General features: G+C 62.5%; 14 protein-coding genes. 11 read left to right on the forward strand and 3 right to left on the reverse strand.

Annotated features, from left to right (window positions below; translation table 11 throughout):
- Window positions 1-39 precede the first annotated feature (39 nt).
- From I6E60_RS02780 to I6E60_RS02790, 3 genes are all read left to right on the forward strand, one after another.
- Entirely contained in the window at window positions 40-1,371 is a 1,332-nt protein-coding gene (locus I6E60_RS02780; RefSeq protein WP_197178768.1) for an ABC transporter substrate-binding protein, read from the forward strand.
- Window positions 1,372-1,518: 147 nt separating this feature from the next.
- Window positions 1,519-2,652 (forward strand): carbohydrate ABC transporter permease, encoded by a 1,134-nt coding sequence (locus I6E60_RS02785; RefSeq protein WP_197122800.1) that lies wholly within the window; start codon window positions 1,519-1,521, stop codon window positions 2,650-2,652.
- The gene (locus I6E60_RS02790; protein WP_197136983.1) at window positions 2,649-3,614 is read left to right on the forward strand and encodes a carbohydrate ABC transporter permease; all 966 of its coding nucleotides are present in this window, start codon (window positions 2,649-2,651) and stop codon (window positions 3,612-3,614) included. Before I6E60_RS02785 ends, I6E60_RS02790 begins: the two co-directional genes overlap by 4 nt.
- A gap of 69 nt (window positions 3,615-3,683) precedes the next feature.
- Here the strand turns inward: I6E60_RS02790 and I6E60_RS02795 are convergent, their stop codons facing one another.
- Entirely contained in the window at window positions 3,684-4,562 is an 879-nt protein-coding gene (locus tag I6E60_RS02795) for a DMT family transporter (RefSeq protein WP_197122804.1), read from the reverse strand.
- A 62-nt stretch (window positions 4,563-4,624) separates the two neighbouring features.
- Between I6E60_RS02795 and recQ the strand changes: the two genes are divergently transcribed.
- Window positions 4,625-6,700 (forward strand): DNA helicase RecQ, encoded by a 2,076-nt coding sequence (recQ, locus tag I6E60_RS02800; RefSeq protein WP_197178769.1) that lies wholly within the window; start codon window positions 4,625-4,627, stop codon window positions 6,698-6,700.
- On the opposite strand, the gene I6E60_RS02805 is transcribed toward recQ, so the two are convergent.
- Window positions 6,697-8,058 carry a cell wall metabolism sensor histidine kinase WalK gene (locus I6E60_RS02805; protein WP_197178771.1) on the reverse strand — a complete coding sequence of 454 codons (1,362 nt, stop codon included), beginning with the start codon at window positions 8,056-8,058 and terminating at the stop codon, window positions 6,697-6,699. The genes recQ and I6E60_RS02805 overlap by 4 nt on opposite strands.
- The gene (locus I6E60_RS02810) at window positions 8,055-8,747 is read right to left on the reverse strand and encodes a response regulator transcription factor (protein ID WP_197122810.1); all 693 of its coding nucleotides are present in this window, start codon (window positions 8,745-8,747) and stop codon (window positions 8,055-8,057) included. Before I6E60_RS02810 ends, I6E60_RS02805 begins: the two co-directional genes overlap by 4 nt.
- A gap of 118 nt (window positions 8,748-8,865) precedes the next feature.
- On the opposite strand from I6E60_RS02810, the gene I6E60_RS02815 reads away from it, so the two are divergent.
- The 7 genes from I6E60_RS02815 (at window position 8,866) to I6E60_RS02845 (ending at window position 15,078) form a co-directional block, all read left to right on the forward strand.
- The gene (locus tag I6E60_RS02815; RefSeq protein ID WP_197178773.1) at window positions 8,866-9,552 is read left to right on the forward strand and encodes a DUF2202 domain-containing protein; all 687 of its coding nucleotides are present in this window, start codon (window positions 8,866-8,868) and stop codon (window positions 9,550-9,552) included.
- A gap of 96 nt (window positions 9,553-9,648) precedes the next feature.
- Window positions 9,649-10,143 carry a helix-turn-helix domain-containing protein gene (locus tag I6E60_RS02820; RefSeq protein ID WP_197178775.1) on the forward strand — a complete coding sequence of 165 codons (495 nt, stop codon included), beginning with the start codon at window positions 9,649-9,651 and terminating at the stop codon, window positions 10,141-10,143.
- Window positions 10,144-10,180: 37 nt separating this feature from the next.
- Window positions 10,181-11,134: a siderophore-interacting protein gene (locus I6E60_RS02825; protein ID WP_197122813.1), complete on the forward strand. Its 954-nt coding sequence runs from the start codon at window positions 10,181-10,183 to the stop codon at window positions 11,132-11,134.
- A gap of 21 nt (window positions 11,135-11,155) precedes the next feature.
- Window positions 11,156-12,193 (forward strand): iron ABC transporter permease, encoded by a 1,038-nt coding sequence (locus I6E60_RS02830; protein WP_197178777.1) that lies wholly within the window; start codon window positions 11,156-11,158, stop codon window positions 12,191-12,193.
- Window positions 12,190-13,182 (forward strand): iron chelate uptake ABC transporter family permease subunit, encoded by a 993-nt coding sequence (locus I6E60_RS02835; protein WP_197178779.1) that lies wholly within the window; start codon window positions 12,190-12,192, stop codon window positions 13,180-13,182. The genes I6E60_RS02830 and I6E60_RS02835 overlap by 4 nt, the downstream gene beginning before the upstream one ends.
- Window positions 13,179-13,991 (forward strand): ABC transporter ATP-binding protein, encoded by an 813-nt coding sequence (locus I6E60_RS02840; RefSeq protein ID WP_197178781.1) that lies wholly within the window; start codon window positions 13,179-13,181, stop codon window positions 13,989-13,991. Before I6E60_RS02835 ends, I6E60_RS02840 begins: the two co-directional genes overlap by 4 nt.
- 76 nt (window positions 13,992-14,067) lie before the next feature.
- A complete protein-coding gene (locus I6E60_RS02845; protein WP_197178783.1) occupies window positions 14,068-15,078 on the forward strand; it encodes an iron-siderophore ABC transporter substrate-binding protein in 1,011 nt (336 codons plus the stop codon).
- The last annotated feature ends 46 nt before the right edge of the window (window positions 15,079-15,124 follow it).

Consider the following 15,124-nt stretch of genomic DNA (forward strand, 5'->3'; position numbering starts at 1 on the left):
TGCTCGGTCTGCGGGCAAACCTCGACGAGGAGGATTTGTATGATTTCTCACAACTTTCGACGGGCCCTGCTGCCCATCGCCACGCTCGGCGTCGCCAGCATGGTTCTCACGGGCTGCGCATCTGGCGCTGGCGGCACAGGCGGCCCCGGTGATGCTGGTGAAGCGGATGGCGTAGTCACCATCTATGGCACCATCGCCGACACTGAGGCTGAACTTCTCGAAGAATCCTGGGCTGACTGGGAAGAAGCGAATGACATCGACATTCAGTACGAATCGAGCAAAGAGTTCGAAGCGCAGATCAGCATCCGCGCTCAGGGTGGCAACGCCCCTGACATCGCGATCTTCCCGCAGCCAGGTCTTCTCGCTGACCTCGCTTCGCGCGATTACATTCAGCCAGCGCCCGACAGCGTCGCCTCCAACGTCGCAGAATATTGGTCAGAGGACTGGGCTGCGTACGCCACCACGGGCGACACTCTCTACGGTGCGCCGCTCATGGCTAGCGTCAAGGGCTTCGTCTGGTATTCGCCTTCGCAATTCGAGGAGTGGGGCGTCGAAGTTCCCGAAACCTGGGACGAACTGCTCACGCTCACCCAGACAATCGCCGACGAAACCGGAACCGCACCCTGGTGTGCTGGCTTCGGTTCGGATGCCGCAACCGGTTGGCCAGGAACGGACTGGGTAGAAGACCTCGTTCTGCGCGAAGCGGGACCAGACGTCTACGACCAGTGGGTTTCGCACGAGATCCCGTTCAGTGATCCTGCGATCGTCTCGGCGTTCGATTCGGTGGGCGACATCCTCCTGAACCCGGATTACGTGAATGCTGGATTCGGCGACGTGAAGTCGATCAACTCCACCCCGTTTGGTGACCCGGCTCGCGCCCTCGGCGACGGCACCTGTGCCCTCCACCACCAGGCATCCTTCTTCGACGGGTTCATTCAGGACCCCAAGAACGGTAACGCCACGGTTGGACCGGATGCTGACATTTGGGCCTTCGTCACGCCCTCCGCTGAAGCGGGTGGCAACGCAGTCACCGGTGGTGGCGAAATCGTCGGAGCCTTCTCCAATGACGAAGACACCATCGCAGTACAGGAATACCTGTCGAGCCCCGAGTGGGCAAACTCTCGCGTAGCTCTGGGCGGCGTCATTAGCGCTAACAATGGCCTTGACCCGGCAAGCGCGAGCAGCCCCATCCTGCAGGAAGCCATCACGATTCTGCAGGACCCCGACACCACGTTCCGCTTTGACGCTTCCGACCTCATGCCGGGTGTTGTCGGTGCTGGATCGTTCTGGACCGGAATGGTCGACTGGGTCAACGGCAAGTCAACCGAAGAAGTGCTCTCGACCATTGATGCGTCATGGCCGTCTGAGTAACACCCTTCAACGGTGAGCGTGGGTTGGACGATTGTGCTTCCAGCCCACGCTTACTTTTCTCCCACTCGTGCCGACGCCTCGGTAGAGTCGAATCAGCAGAAATGCCAGTGAAGTGAAGAGTCCAGTGATGCACTCGAAAGGTCGCTAATGTCAGCTTTTCTCGCGTGGATAGCCACGCTCCCCGCGCTCGCTCAGATTCCCCTCGTGCTTCTGGCATTTTTCGTGGTCATCGCACTGCTGATCTTCTTCATCGAGATCGCTCCGCGCAGTGGCCGCAAGTACACGATCATCCGTGCCGCGGCCTGCGTGCTCATCCCCACCTTCATCTTCTTGACACTGGGCTCGGTGTATTGGGCAGCGGGCGCAGCAGCTGTTTTCGGTGGGCTCTTCTTCATCCTCGACTACCGCTCCAAGCAGGGCGCTGGCTACCTCTTCCAGCTCGTCGGCTTCATGAGCCCGGCGATCTTCTTGCTCGCTATTGGTCTCATCTACCCGACGATCCAGACCACCATCCAAGCCTTCATGAACAGCCGCGGAACCCGTTTCGTCGGCCTCGAAAACTTCATCTGGATCTTCACTCAAGACACCGGCATCCGCACCGTTCTCAACACGGTCGTGTGGGTGCTGATTGTTCCCACGGTCTCCACCATCTTTGGCCTCGCCTACGCGGTCTTCATCGACAAGTCGCGCGGCGAGAAGATTTTCAAAGTGCTCGTCTTCATGCCGATGGCTATCTCGTTCGTGGGCGCGAGCATCATCTGGCGTTTCGTCTATGCCGTGCGCCCCGCTGGCCAAGAGCAGATTGGTTTGCTCAACCAGATTGTGGTCTGGATGGGCGGGCAACCGGTCGACTGGATCTCCAACTCTCCATGGAACACTTTCTTTCTCATCGTCGTGCTGATTTGGATCCAGACCGGTTTCGCAATGGTGATCCTGTCGGCCGCGATCAAGGGTGTTCCCGCCGAGCAACTTGAGGCCGCGGAGCTCGACGGAACGAACGCGTGGCAACGGTTCATCAACGTGACCGTGCCGGGCATCCGCAGCTCGCTCGTTGTGGTGTTGACGACGATCTCGATCGCCTCGTTGAAAGTCTTCGACATTGTGCGCACCATGACGGCCGGTGCCAACGAGACGAGCGTTATTGCCAACGAAATGTATTCGCAGTGGCAGGGCTTCGAGGTGGGCAGATCTGCCGCCTTCGCGGTCGTGCTGTTCATCATGGTGCTGCCGATCGTTGTGTACAACGCGAGACAGATTGCTAAGCAGAGGGAGATCCGATGACCGCGACAGTGCCCGCGAAGCTTCCGCTGAACAAGAAGACTAAGAAGCAACTGGCCCGTGGTGAAAACGGCGCCGCTAAGCGCACTAAGAAGCGCCTCACGAGTCGCGGAGCCACGATTGCCGCACTAGTGATCGCGGTGCTGTGGACGACGCCGACGTTCGGGCTCTTCGTCTCTTCGCTTCGCCCGCCCGAGGAGATTCTGCGTAACGGCTGGTGGACGATCTTCCAGAACCCCGGCTTCACTCTCAACAACTACACCGAGGTGCTGGCGGCCGGAAACAGCCAGCTCAATCTGGCTGGCGCATTCATCAACTCGATCGCCATCACTCTGCCGGCCACGATCTTCCCACTCGTTATCGCGAGCCTGGCAGCGTATGCCTTCGCGTGGATCAAGTTCCCCGGTCGCAACTGGATGTTCATCGGCGTCTTCGCGCTACAGATCGTTCCCCTGCAGATGGCACTTGTTCCGCTGCTGAGCCTGTTCTCTCGTGGGCTGTCCATCGGTGACATCGAAATCTTCTCCAGTCTCAATGCCTCCAACTCGTATTCGCAGGTCTGGATTGCGCACACGATCTTCGCGCTGCCACTGGCCATCTTCTTGCTGCACAACTTCGTCTCCGAGATTCCTTCCGAGCTCATCGAAGCTGCGAGAGTGGATGGCGCGGGCCACGGCCAGGTCTTCTTCCGCATCGTGCTTCCGCTCACGATGCCGGCCATTGCGTCGTTCGCGATCTTCCAGTTCCTCTGGGTCTGGAACGACCTGCTCGTGGCGTTGGTGTTTGCCGACGGACGAGTGGCGCCGATGACGAAACTGCTCGCGGAAATCACCGGTAGCCGTGGTCAAGACTGGAACCTGCTTACCGCCGGCGCCTTCATCTCGATTCTCGTGCCGCTCATCGTGTTCTTCGCTCTGCAGCGCTACTTCGTGCGCGGATTGCTCGCGGGTTCGACGAAGGGGTAGTCCGGTCGACGCACACGCGTTGCCAACCAGGCGACGTGTGGCTGGCGCGCTAGCCGTGATGGCTGAGCGCTAGCCGCCCACTACGAGCAGGATGCTCGCAGCGATGCCCAGCGCAATGCCCACGTATTGCACGGGGGCGATGCGCTCGCGCAACACGATTGCTGCGAGTAGCACCGTGCCAGCGGGGTACAGGGCGGTCAGTACGGCGATGACCGAAAGGTCGCCGATGCGCACGCCCGTGATGATCGCCATGTTGGCGATTACGTCGAGGGTGCCGCCGATCATTGCGAAATAGAGTCCGCGGCGCCACAGGGGCGAGCGGGCGGGGGCTGGTGCTCCGGCTCGGCGGCGCTGAGCTAACGCCGCCAGGACAAAGAACAGCGTAAACATGAGTGCCGCATTGACGACGCGGTTGGCGATAACAGTGATGATGCCCGAGTCATCGGGGGCGGCATCCAGAATCACAAAGAAAAGCCCAATCGCACTGCCAGCCCCGACCGCCATCACGAGTGCCTTGGCGCTCGGTCGCACGGCACCTTTCTCGGGAACGAATCCGACGAGCACCACGGCAATAAGCGCGACAGGAATGGCGATGAGACCGAACGAGCCGAGTGATTCTCCGCGCAATAGGCCGACTGTCACGGGCACGATCGCCGACATGACCGCGGTCACCGGAGAGAGGATGCTCATGGGCCCGATCGCGAGGCAGGCGTAAAGCAGGCCGATCGCTATCGCACTATTGACACCGGCGACGAGTCCGTAGAGAACTGCTTCGGTCGACCACACATTCGAGATGAACGGAAAGATGAGCAGGAGCACAGCGAGTCCAGCAACAGCGCCGATGGCGGTGGCCAAAATGGGGCTAATGCGTTTGGCGGCGATGCCCCCGAAAAAGTCTGCGGCACCAAATGTGAGCGCGCTAGAGAGCCCGAGAAATACGGTGAACATGGTGCCTGTCGCTATGGGGACGAATCATGCCAATGGTAGTGGCTGCGCCTAGACTTCTCGGCATGGTGTCTGCCCAGTCTGTTCTTGAGTCCACGTTCGGTTACGACTCGTTCCGGGGGCAGCAGGGCGAGATTATCGACACCATCGTGCAGGGCCGTGACGCCCTCGTGCTCATGCCTACCGGCGGCGGCAAGTCGCTGTGTTACCAAATTCCGGCGCTCGTTCGCGAGGGCACTGGCGTTGTCATTTCGCCCCTCATTGCCCTGATGCAAGATCAAGTGGATGCCCTCGCCGCCGTCGGCGCGCGTGCCGAGTTTCTCAACTCCACCCAGTCCGCCGACGAGCGCACTCGCGTCGAAAACGCGTACCGAGCTGGCGAGCTGGATTTGCTCTACCTCGCGCCCGAGCGCCTCCGCGTCTCGTCCACCGTGTCACTGCTCAAGCAGGGCCAGATCGGGCTCTTCGCCATCGACGAGGCGCACTGTGTGTCGCAGTGGGGCCACGACTTTCGCCCCGACTACCTGCAGCTCGATGTGTTGCATGACCTGTGGCCGAGCGTCCCGCGCATCGCGCTCACCGCGACCGCGACCGAAGCCACTCGCAAAGAGATCGCCCAGCGACTGAAGCTCACTGACGCAACGCAGTATGTTTCTAGTTTTGACCGGCCCAACATCCAGTACCGCATTGAAGCGAAGGCGCAGCCGCTGCAGCAATTGCTCACGCTGCTGAACACAGAACATTCGGGCGATGCTGGAATCGTGTACTGCCTGTCACGCGCCTCGGTTGAGAAGACGGCGCAGTTCTTGGTCGAGAATGGCATCCCCGCGCTGCCGTATCACGCGGGTCTCGACTCCAAGATTCGCGCCAGCAACCAGAGCCGCTTCTTGCGCGAAGAGGGCATGGTCATGGTGGCCACGATCGCCTTCGGCATGGGCATCGACAAGCCCGACGTGCGTTTCGTGGCGCACCTCGACCTGCCCAAGAGTGTCGAGGGTTATTACCAAGAGACTGGGCGTGCCGGTCGTGACGGTCTGCCTGCGACCGCGTGGTTGGCCTACGGCTTGCAGGATGTCATGCAGCAGCGCCGCATGATCGATCAGTCGGGTGGCGACCTGGCTCACCGCCGCAATCTGAGCGCTCACCTTGATGCGATGCTCGCCCTGTGCGAAACCGTCGAGTGCCGTCGTGTGCAGCTGCTCGGCTACTTCGGCCAAGAGTCCACAGCGTGTGGCAATTGCGATACCTGCCTGTCTCCGCCCGAGTCGTGGGATGGCACGGTCGCGGCCCAAAAGCTAATGTCCACGATTGTGCGACTGGAGCGCGAGCGCAACCAAAAGTTTGGCGCTGGGCACCTGGTCGATATCCTCATTGGCAAGACCACGCCGCGCGTTACGCAGCAACGTCACGACGACCTCGCGACCTTCGGTATCGGTTCGGATGTCTCGGAGCAAGACTGGCGCTCGGTCGTGCGGCAACTACTCGCGCAGTCTCTGTTGACGGTGCAGGGGGAGTACGGCACCCTCGCGATCACGCCCGAAAGCGCGTCGGTGTTGAGTGGCGACCGCACCGTGAAGCTGCGCAAGGAAGCGCCGCGCAAGGCCCGCGGTTCGGGTGCCAGCGGCGGTGCCGCTAAGCGAAAGGTCATGACCGACCTGCCCGCCTCGGCGACCGACCTGTTCGAGAACCTGCGGTCCTGGCGTGCTGGTGTTGCGCGCGACAACGGCGTTCCCGCCTACGTAGTGTTCGCGGATGCCACGCTGCGCGGCATTGCCGTCACCAAACCAGAGTCGTTGGCCGAGCTGTCGGAGATCAGCGGTGTTGGCGAGAAGAAGCTCGAGACGTACGGCGCTGCCGTGCTCGCGGTTGTTGCGGGGGAATCGCCCGAGGTTGCTGCTGCGGCGCCGCCGGCTGCCGCTTCGCCGGCCTTTGCTGCTGCGCCCGCTGCTGGCGCGTCGACTTCCGCGCCGTCACGCCAATCTCGCCCAGCGGCATCTCGGCCTGCCACATCCAAGTCGACTGCTTCTCGACCGGCCCAGCGCCAAACGCCCGCTCCGGCAGCATCCGTTCCCGGCGACGAGAACGACATCCCGTTCTACTCGGATGACGACGCTCCCTACGACGGGCCGCCTGAGTTTTAGGCCGTTGCGAGGGGGAGCCGGATGATGATCCGGGTTCCTTCTCCGACAGCAGACTCGACTTCGGCGCTGCCTCCGTGCTGTGCGACAACCTCGCGCACGACCGCGAGGCCGATACCGGAACCGGAAACGTCGCGGGCTGCGGTGCCCCGCCAGAGCCGATCAAAAACGTAGGGCAGATCGTCCACGGGGATGCCGGGGCCGGTATCAGAAATCGTGAGTACCGCCTCGTCATCCTGCATGGCCAGCGCAACCGTCAGTGAGTCGTCGTCGCGGCAATAGCGCACAGCATTGGCAATAACGTTGCCGATCGCCTGATGAAGCCGGTCGGCATCGCCCTGCACAAACACTGGCTCGGGAAGATTGGTGATGACGTGAAGCCCGGCCGCTCGAAGTTGGGCGTCATGCAAGGCCAACTCTTCTTGGGAAATCTGAGCCAGATCCACTCGGCTCTCGTGGGGCAGAGCCCCGGCGGTTTCGGCGGCAGATAATTCGGCAAGGTCCGCAACGATGCGTCCGAGCCTGAGCGATTGATCATGCAGCGCAGCAAGCCTTTCGGCATCGGGGGCAATCAATCCGTCGCGAAGTTCTTCGAGGCCCGCTTGGAGCGCAGCGAGGGGAGTTCGTAATTCGTGGGCGACATCGGCGGTGAGATTGCGACGGTCCCGTTCTGAGCGCGCGACTTCATTAGCCATCCCGTTGAACGCGACGGCGAGTTCGCCGAGCTCTCCCGGAGCGTTGCCCGCGACCCGCGACGTGCGGTTGCCTGCGGTGAACGCGCGTGCGGCATCCGTCACTGTGTGGAGCGGGCCGACAAGAAACCGGGTGACAAGCCAGCTGGCTGCGAACGCGATAGCGAGGGCCACTAGCCCGGCAATCACAATCCATTTCCACGCTATATCGAGCACGCGAGACGAGGTCGCAGCGGAGAGCGCAACGCGCACAGTGCCCACCGATGCGCCATCAACGGTGATCTCGGCGACGCTGGCAGAGGAGCTCAGCGCCCCACCTCCGCCTGGCGAATTCTCGTTGGGAACTCCGCTCGAGATCACCGTCGTTCCGGCCGCATCCAGGATCACGAGGCGAGCGGATGCCGCTTCGCCGGTTCGAACGGCGCGGGCGAGGTCGGCATCATCCCAGCTTCCCGCACGCTGGTACGCCTCGGCCGCAGTAGTGGCGATGGAGTCGGCGACCTCTTGCCGATCGGCCTGTTCGCCGGCTTGCACTCCACGGTCGACTCCGATGAGGGCTGCGGCCGCGAGCACCAGCACGGTGGAGATGGCAACGGCAACGAAGGCGAGGAGAATGCGAGTGCCGAGGGCGCCGAGTCCCAAGAGATTAAGACCGGAGCCGCGGGTCATCGTCGCACCTCATCCCGAGTGAACCCCAAACGATAACCAACACCGAGCACGGTTTCGACGACCTGTGCCCCGTCAGCTCCGAGCTTGCGGCGAAGGTTCTTAATGTGGGAATCGATAGTGCGTTCGTAGCCTTCGTATTCGTAGCCACGCACCCGATTCACCAACTCGTAGCGGGAATAGACTCGGCCAGCGGCTGCGGCGATCGCAGACAATAGCCCCCACTCGGTGGGAGTCAGATCGAGTTCCACGTCATCCAACCACGCTCGGTGGGAGCCTTCATCAATTCGTAGTCGGTTGCCGCCGAAGGTAGCAATGTCGTTGTCATCACTCGAGCCACCGCGGCGGTTCAGCACCGCCTGAACGCGCAAAACAACTTCATGGGGGCTGAACGGCTTCGTGACATAGTCATCGGCCCCGAGCTCCAGACCACGGATGCGTTCCTCGGTGCTGCTTCGGGCGGTCAAGACAATCACAGGCAGCTTGCCGAGAGCCTTAATCTCACGAAGCAGGTCGGTGCCCTCGATATCGGGCAGTCCGAGATCGAGCAGCACGAGATCAGCTGAGGCAAACAACTTGAGCGCTTCGGCACCCGAGCCCGTCGTGAGCACCGAAAATCCGGCGCGTTCAAGATAGCGGCGGAGCACCTCGCGGATGTCCCGTTCATCTTCGACGACCAGCACAGTTGGCATACCTCACCTTATTCCACGACGCGAAAATGCAGTCTCCACACCGTCTCCACACGACTGCATCGTGACCTGCACATCGTGAGCGCACTGTGTACCTCTACACAAGGAACAGGAGCACCACATGCGCAAGGCAACCATCATCACCACCTCGATCATCGGCGGCGTACTCGCCGTCACTCTCGTAGCCGGCGCCAGTTTTGCTGTCGGCACGAAAATGGGCCGCGTCGCGACATCCGCGGGGTCTGGTCAAAGCAGCCACTCTCTGGAACGGTCAGATCGCACCATGGGTGAAGGCGCGAACTCGTCGCGATCGGAACGTGGCGGCCAAAACGGCCACGGAGCCGACGGCGAAGAGATGGGCGAAAGCACCCTCGACAGTGGAACGCTCACGAGCGAACAGGAGGCGACGCTCTCGCTGATGGCTGAGGAAGAGAAGGTCGCCCACGATGTGTACATCGCGTTCGGGGATCTTTATGGCGACAAAGTCTTCGACAACATCGCTAATGCTGAGAGCAACCACCTGTCAGCAGTGCAAACGCTACTCGAACGCTATGAGCTGGCCGACCCCACCGTTGGGCAAGCCGTGGGCGAATTCAATTCGGAGAGCATGCAGGAGCTCTACGATTCCCTACTCGCGCAAGGTGCACAGAGTCGAGATGACGCCTACGAAGCGGCTCGCACGGTCGAAGAGACCGATATCCGAGACCTTGCAGCCGCAGCGGATGACGCAACAGCCCCTGACGTCATCGCCGTCTACGAACGACTGCTCGCGGCATCCGAAAAGCACCTGGCTGCGTTTGGCGGTTGATGTCGGGAGGCTGGCGGGCTGCCGGCGGCGAGATGGCGTGCCTTTGGCGCGTTACTGGCGTAGCCCGCATCCACCACATCGTGGAGTATTGGTCACATGAACGAGACACGCATAGTTGACCTGCGCCGAGAGCGCGCTTGGACCCAAGAGAAGCTCGCCACCGAGTGCGGTGTCGGCATCCGCACCATCCAACGTTTGGAAGCCGGAAACGACGCCAGCCTCGAAACGCTGTCGCTCGTCGCCGATGCACTCGGAGCGCCGGTTCGGGATCTCTTCGCCACCATCGAGAGCGATGAGTTGAGTGGCCGCGTCGATTCATTCGAGTCGCGGACTCAGGATCAGCAGTCGTCGCGCAACCGGATGCTGGGGGCCTGGGTGTGGTTGTTCATCGGCGTGGGCGTAGTGGTCAGCATGTTCAGTTTCGCGATCAATACGCAGTTGTCGAGCATGGGCTTCGTCGCCTACTGGCTCGGCGGCACCCTCATCTTCATGGCTCTGAAGCGTCTTGTTCTCGAGCCGTACCTCGAGCGCAGGTTTCCACTTTCGCGCAGCACACGCGCTCGAAAACTGCAGAAGAGCCGCGAAATATAACCTGTGTGTCTCAGGTTAGGTATGCCATACTTAGGTAATGCTTACCTTGGAGCGCGAGACTGCAAAGGATGCCCGACCGGGCTATCGACCATTCGCCGCCCGCGTTGAGCGCATCCGTGAGCTTTCGCCCCACTTTAGGCGCGTCACCTTCACGGGCGCTGAGTTCGAGACCTTCGGCACTGACGGCTTTGACCAGCGAATCAAGATCGTTTTTCCGCTGCCGGGCATTGGCCTGAGCGACATCGGCGCGCACGATCCGCAGACCATCGCCGAGGGCACCTGGTACGCCCGCTGGCGTGCGCTGCCTGATGAGGCCCGCAACCCGTTTCGCACTTATACAATCCGTGCCGTGCGTCCCGAGCTCCGCGAGATCGACGTCGACATGGTCTTCCACGGCGCCAACGGCCCCGCCGGACACTGGCTCGCGAACGCAACAGCCGGTGACGAGGTCGTCATCGTCGGGCCTGACGCGGCGAGCATCCATTCGGGCATCGGTATTGACTGGCACCCTGGCCCCGCCCGCACCGTGCTTCTGGCCGGCGATGAAACATCTGCGCCCGCCATCTGCAACATCCTTGAACGCCTCGACCCCAGCGTGCAGGCTCACGCCTTCATCGAGATCCCGGATGCCGCAGACCAGCCGCCCCTGAACCTCACGAGCAACTGCCACCTCACGTGGCTTCCGCGGGGAACGCAGCCCGCAGGCTCCGCGCTCGACCCCGCCGTTCGGGCGTGGACGAAAGCCAACGCCGCACTCGTGTTGCCCGCACTCTCGCCAGCCGCGCAACCACTCGGTGATATCGACGTGGATACCGAGCTTCTCTGGGATTCGCCGGGGGAGGCATCCGGAAAGCACTTCTATGCCTGGCTTGCCGCCGAAGCCTGCACCATCAAACTGTTGCGCCGCTTTCTCGTGAGCGAGACCGGTGTTGACCGCAAGCAGGTTGCGTTCATGGGGTACTGGCGTCTCGGCAAGTCCGAAGCTCAGTAGCTCGCAGCACCGCCCCCGACCATGACCCAGACCGCCTCGGATTCGCGCGCACGGCTGAGCCTCCGCACTCAGCGCTGGATCGCTCTCGGCTCGGCCCTCGGTTTGCTCGCGATTGTGCTTGTGCTGAGTCTCGCGCTCGGCGCTCGCGGCGTGGAGTTTTCGCAAATCTGGCAGGCGCTTTTCGACCCCGAGGCGGGCAACAACGACCAACTGGTGATCCGTGAACTGCGGTTACCTCGCACCATTGTTGGTCTTCTCGCGGGCCTCTCGCTCGGTGTGGCCGGAGCGGTTATGCAGGGGGTGACCCGCAACCCGCTCGCCGACCCCGGCCTTCTCGGCGTCAACGCGGGCGCCTCACTCGCGGTTGTCTTCGCGATCAGCGTGCTGTCGATCACCAACCCCACCGGCTACATCTGGTTCGCCTTTGCCGGAGCCGCGGGCGCTGCCGCCACCGTCTATGCGGTCGGCTCCCTCGGCAGAGAAGGCGCAACGCCGGTCAAGCTCGTTCTTGCCGGAACAGCGGTCACCGCCGGCATCACCTCCGTCATCTCTCTCGTGCTCATCTCCGACACCGACACCCTGAACACCTTCCGGTTCTGGTCGGTCGGATCCCTCGCTAGCCGAGACCTTGAGGCCGTGCGCCTCACGATCGGGTTCGTTGTGGCGGGTGCGCTCCTTGCGATCATTTCGGGGCGGATGCTCAACCTCGTCGCCCTCGGAGATGACCTCGCCCGGGGCCTCGGTCAACGGGTCTACGTTGCTCGGGCGGTCGCCGCCGGAGCCGTCGTTCTGCTCTGTGGATCCGCCACCGCGCTTGCCGGCCCTATCGTTTTCGTCGGTCTCGTTGTGCCCCACATCGTGCGCCCGTTCACGGGCCCCGACTATCGCTGGATTATCGCTGTCTCCGCCGTCGTCGGCCCGAGTCTGCTGCTCATCGCGGACATCGTGGGCCGTCTTGTGGTCGCACCTTCCGAGCTCGAAGCGGGTCTCGTCGTTGCCATCATCGGTGCGCCCGTCATGATCGCCCTCGTGCGCCGAGTGAAGTTGGCCGGGCTATGACCCGCACGTGGCGCGTCTCTATCGTTCTCGCGGTGATTGCTCTGACACTCATCCTCGTCAGTATTACGGTGGGAGCATATACGCTCACTCTGCCCAACCTGATCGCGACGCTATTTGGCGGCGGCACCTCATCCGACCAGTTCATTGTCTTCAAGTTGCGGCTGCCGCGAGTGCTCCTTGCCGTGCTGGTTGCTGTCGGGTTCGGCCTCGCCGGCGCCCTGTTCCAGAGCCTGCTGCGCAACCCACTTGCGAGCCCAGACATCATCGGCATCAGCGGGGGAGCGAGTGTCGCCGCCGTGCTCAGCCTGCTCGTCTTTGGAGCCACCGGACTCGTTGTGTCACTCTCCGCGCTCGGGGGCGCGCTGCTCGTGGCATTCACGATCTACCTGCTCTCGTGGCGCTCGGGCATGAACGGCATGCGCTTCGTACTCATTGGCGTCGGCATCGCTTTCATGGCGCAATCCGTGCTGGGTTATCTCATCACTCGCGGCGACGTGCGCGACGCGCAACAAGCTCTCGTGTGGATGGTCGGCGGGCTCGGCGGAGCCAGCTGGGACGACATCCTCATCATGGCTGTCAGCCTCGTCATCCTGCTGCCCGCGGTCCTCCTGCTGGCATCGAAGCTGCGGATGCTCCAGCTCGGCGATGATCTTGCTGCAGGTCTTGGGGTCTCCGTGCAACGCTCGCGGCTCGCCCTCATCGTTGTCGCGGTAGCTCTCGTCGCGATCGCCACCGCCCTAGTAGGACCGCTCGCGTTTGTCGCTTTCGTCTCCGCCCCGATCGCTCGGCGCTTGGTGCGCGGGGGAGGCCTCGCGCTCGTCCCCAGCGCTCTTGTCGCGATCGTGCTCGTTCTCGGCGCCGACTTTGTCGCCCAGCATTTCATCACCACCGGAACCCAAGTACCCACCGGAATCGTCACCGGCATCGTGGGTGCCCCGTACCTGTTGTGGCTTATCTCCACCACCAACCGCGAAGGACGTGCATCGTGACCCCAGCTGACACACCCCAGCGCCCACCGCACGAACTGCGCGCCGACAACGTGACCCTCAACTACGGCGGCCGCGACATTGTGTCGAACGTGAGTGTCACGATCCCCGACGGCACGGTGACCGTGATCGTGGGCGCCAATGCCTGCGGCAAGTCGACACTGCTGCGCGGGCTGTCGCGGTTGCTGCGACCGGCGTCGGGTCACGTGATGCTCGACGGCCGCGACATCCACTCGATGCCATCGAAAGAGGTTGCGCAAGTTGTGGGCATTTTGCCGCAGTCGCCGATTGCGCCGGAAGGAATCACGGTGCGTGACCTCGTGGCTCGTGGGCGCTACCCGCATCAGGGTTGGTTTCAGCAGTGGTCGGCGGCGGATGAGGCGGCTGTCGAGCACGCGCTCGAAGCGACCGACACCGCCCAGTTGGCATCGCGGCGCATCGAAGAGCTCTCGGGTGGGCAACGTCAACGCGTGTGGATCGCGATGGCGCTCAGCCAGGATCCCGACATTCTGCTGCTCGACGAACCCACCACATTCTTGGATGTGCGCCATCAGCTCGATGCGCTCGACGTGCTTGCCACTCTCAATCGTGAGCGAGGCACCACCATCGTGATGGTGCTGCATGAACTCAACTTGGCCGCGCGCTATGCCGATCACATGATCCTCATGTGCGAGGGGCAGATCATCGCGGAGGGCACCCCTGCCGAGGTAGTTACAGCAGAGCGGATGCGCGAGGCGTTCGGGCTCGAGGCTCAGATTATGGCCGATCCTGTTTCTGGCTCACCAATGGTGATCCCACTGGGGCGTCAGTAGCTTGCGTTATCGCTTGCGCAACGCTATTAGGTAAGCCTATCCTTACTCTGTACCTATGGTTCGATCGAGGAGATCAATGTCACGCCGTTCCCGCCTTGCAGCTTTCGCTGCGGCCACTGCCGCCCTCATCGCGTTGAGCGGTTGTGCCGCTTCAACGTCCGAAGATGAAACGGATGCGCCCGCAGCCTCCGACGCATTCCCCGTCACGATCGAGCACGCCTTCGGTGAAACGATCATCGAGAGCGAACCGCAGCGCGTGCTCACTCTCGGCTGGGGCAGCGGCGACGCCGTTCTCGCTCTCGGCGTCGTTCCGGTTGGCATGGAAGCGCAAAACTACGGTGGCGATGAGAACGGCGTGCTGCCGTGGGCGGCGGATGCTCTCGCCGAACTCGGTGGCGACGACCCCATCATTGTCCCTGCGACCACGGATGCTCCCGCCTACGAGCAGATCGCGGAAGCTGCTCCCGACCTGATCCTCGCGACCTACTCGGGCATCACCGAGGAGCAGTACGACCTGCTCAGCGAGATCGCCCCCGTTGTTGCTTACCCCGAGCTGCCGTGGGCTACCCCGTGGCGCGACGTGATCAGCACTACGGGCATCGCCCTCGGCAAGACTGCTGCCGCGGATGACGTGCTCGCCAACATCGACGCTCTCGTCGCCGAGAAGGCGGCCGAGCATCCCGAGTTTGAGGGCAAGACCGTTGCGGCGACCTTCGACGTCGGTGGAACCTTCTACGTCTACAAGCCGGCAGACCCCCGCGTGGAGTTCTTAATCGACCTCGGTCTTGAGAGCGCTCCCGCCGTTGACGCCCTCTCGAACGGTGACTCCACCTTCTTCTACACGCTCAGCTACGAGAAGCTCGATGAACTCGATAGCGACCTGCTGATTGCGTACGCGGAGACGGATGAAGTTGGCGATACTTTCGCCAGCCAGCCTTACGCGGAGAGCATCCCGGCCGTTGCCAACGGTGGTCTCGTTGCGGTCAACGGTGCGTCGCTCGTGGCCTCGGTGTCGCCTCCCACGGCGCTCTCGCTGCCCTGGGGAATCGACAGCTTCGTGGATGCGATTGCTGGCGCTCTGAACTAACGCATCATCACGCACAATCTCTTGCATAGAGGCCACTGACAGAAAC

The sequence above is a fragment of the Salinibacterium sp. SWN167 genome (assembly GCF_015864665.1).
Taxonomy (GTDB): Bacteria; Actinomycetota; Actinomycetes; order Actinomycetales; family Microbacteriaceae; genus Rhodoglobus.

Bases quoted from the DNA above. Each gene is read 5' to 3' on its own strand.
- recQ (WP_197178769.1), top strand. From the start codon at position 4,625: ATGGTGTCTGCCCAGTCTGTTCTTGAGTCCACGTTCGGTTACGACTCG.
- I6E60_RS02825 (WP_197122813.1), top strand. From the start codon at position 10,181: ATGCTTACCTTGGAGCGCGAGACTGCAAAGGATGCCCGACCGGGCTAT.
- I6E60_RS02810 (WP_197122810.1), bottom strand. From the start codon at position 8,747: ATGCCAACTGTGCTGGTCGTCGAAGATGAACGGGACATCCGCGAGGTG.
- I6E60_RS02780 (WP_197178768.1), top strand. From the start codon at position 40: ATGATTTCTCACAACTTTCGACGGGCCCTGCTGCCCATCGCCACGCTC.
- I6E60_RS02805 (WP_197178771.1), bottom strand. From the start codon at position 8,058: ATGACCCGCGGCTCCGGTCTTAATCTCTTGGGACTCGGCGCCCTCGGC.
- I6E60_RS02785 (WP_197122800.1), top strand. From the start codon at position 1,519: ATGTCAGCTTTTCTCGCGTGGATAGCCACGCTCCCCGCGCTCGCTCAG.
- I6E60_RS02845 (WP_197178783.1), top strand. From the start codon at position 14,068: ATGTCACGCCGTTCCCGCCTTGCAGCTTTCGCTGCGGCCACTGCCGCC.
- I6E60_RS02830 (WP_197178777.1), top strand. From the start codon at position 11,156: ATGACCCAGACCGCCTCGGATTCGCGCGCACGGCTGAGCCTCCGCACT.
- I6E60_RS02795 (WP_197122804.1), bottom strand. From the start codon at position 4,562: ATGTTCACCGTATTTCTCGGGCTCTCTAGCGCGCTCACATTTGGTGCC.
- I6E60_RS02790 (WP_197136983.1), top strand. From the start codon at position 2,649: ATGACCGCGACAGTGCCCGCGAAGCTTCCGCTGAACAAGAAGACTAAG.
- I6E60_RS02820 (WP_197178775.1), top strand. From the start codon at position 9,649: ATGAACGAGACACGCATAGTTGACCTGCGCCGAGAGCGCGCTTGGACC.
- I6E60_RS02835 (WP_197178779.1), top strand. From the start codon at position 12,190: ATGACCCGCACGTGGCGCGTCTCTATCGTTCTCGCGGTGATTGCTCTG.
- I6E60_RS02815 (WP_197178773.1), top strand. From the start codon at position 8,866: ATGCGCAAGGCAACCATCATCACCACCTCGATCATCGGCGGCGTACTC.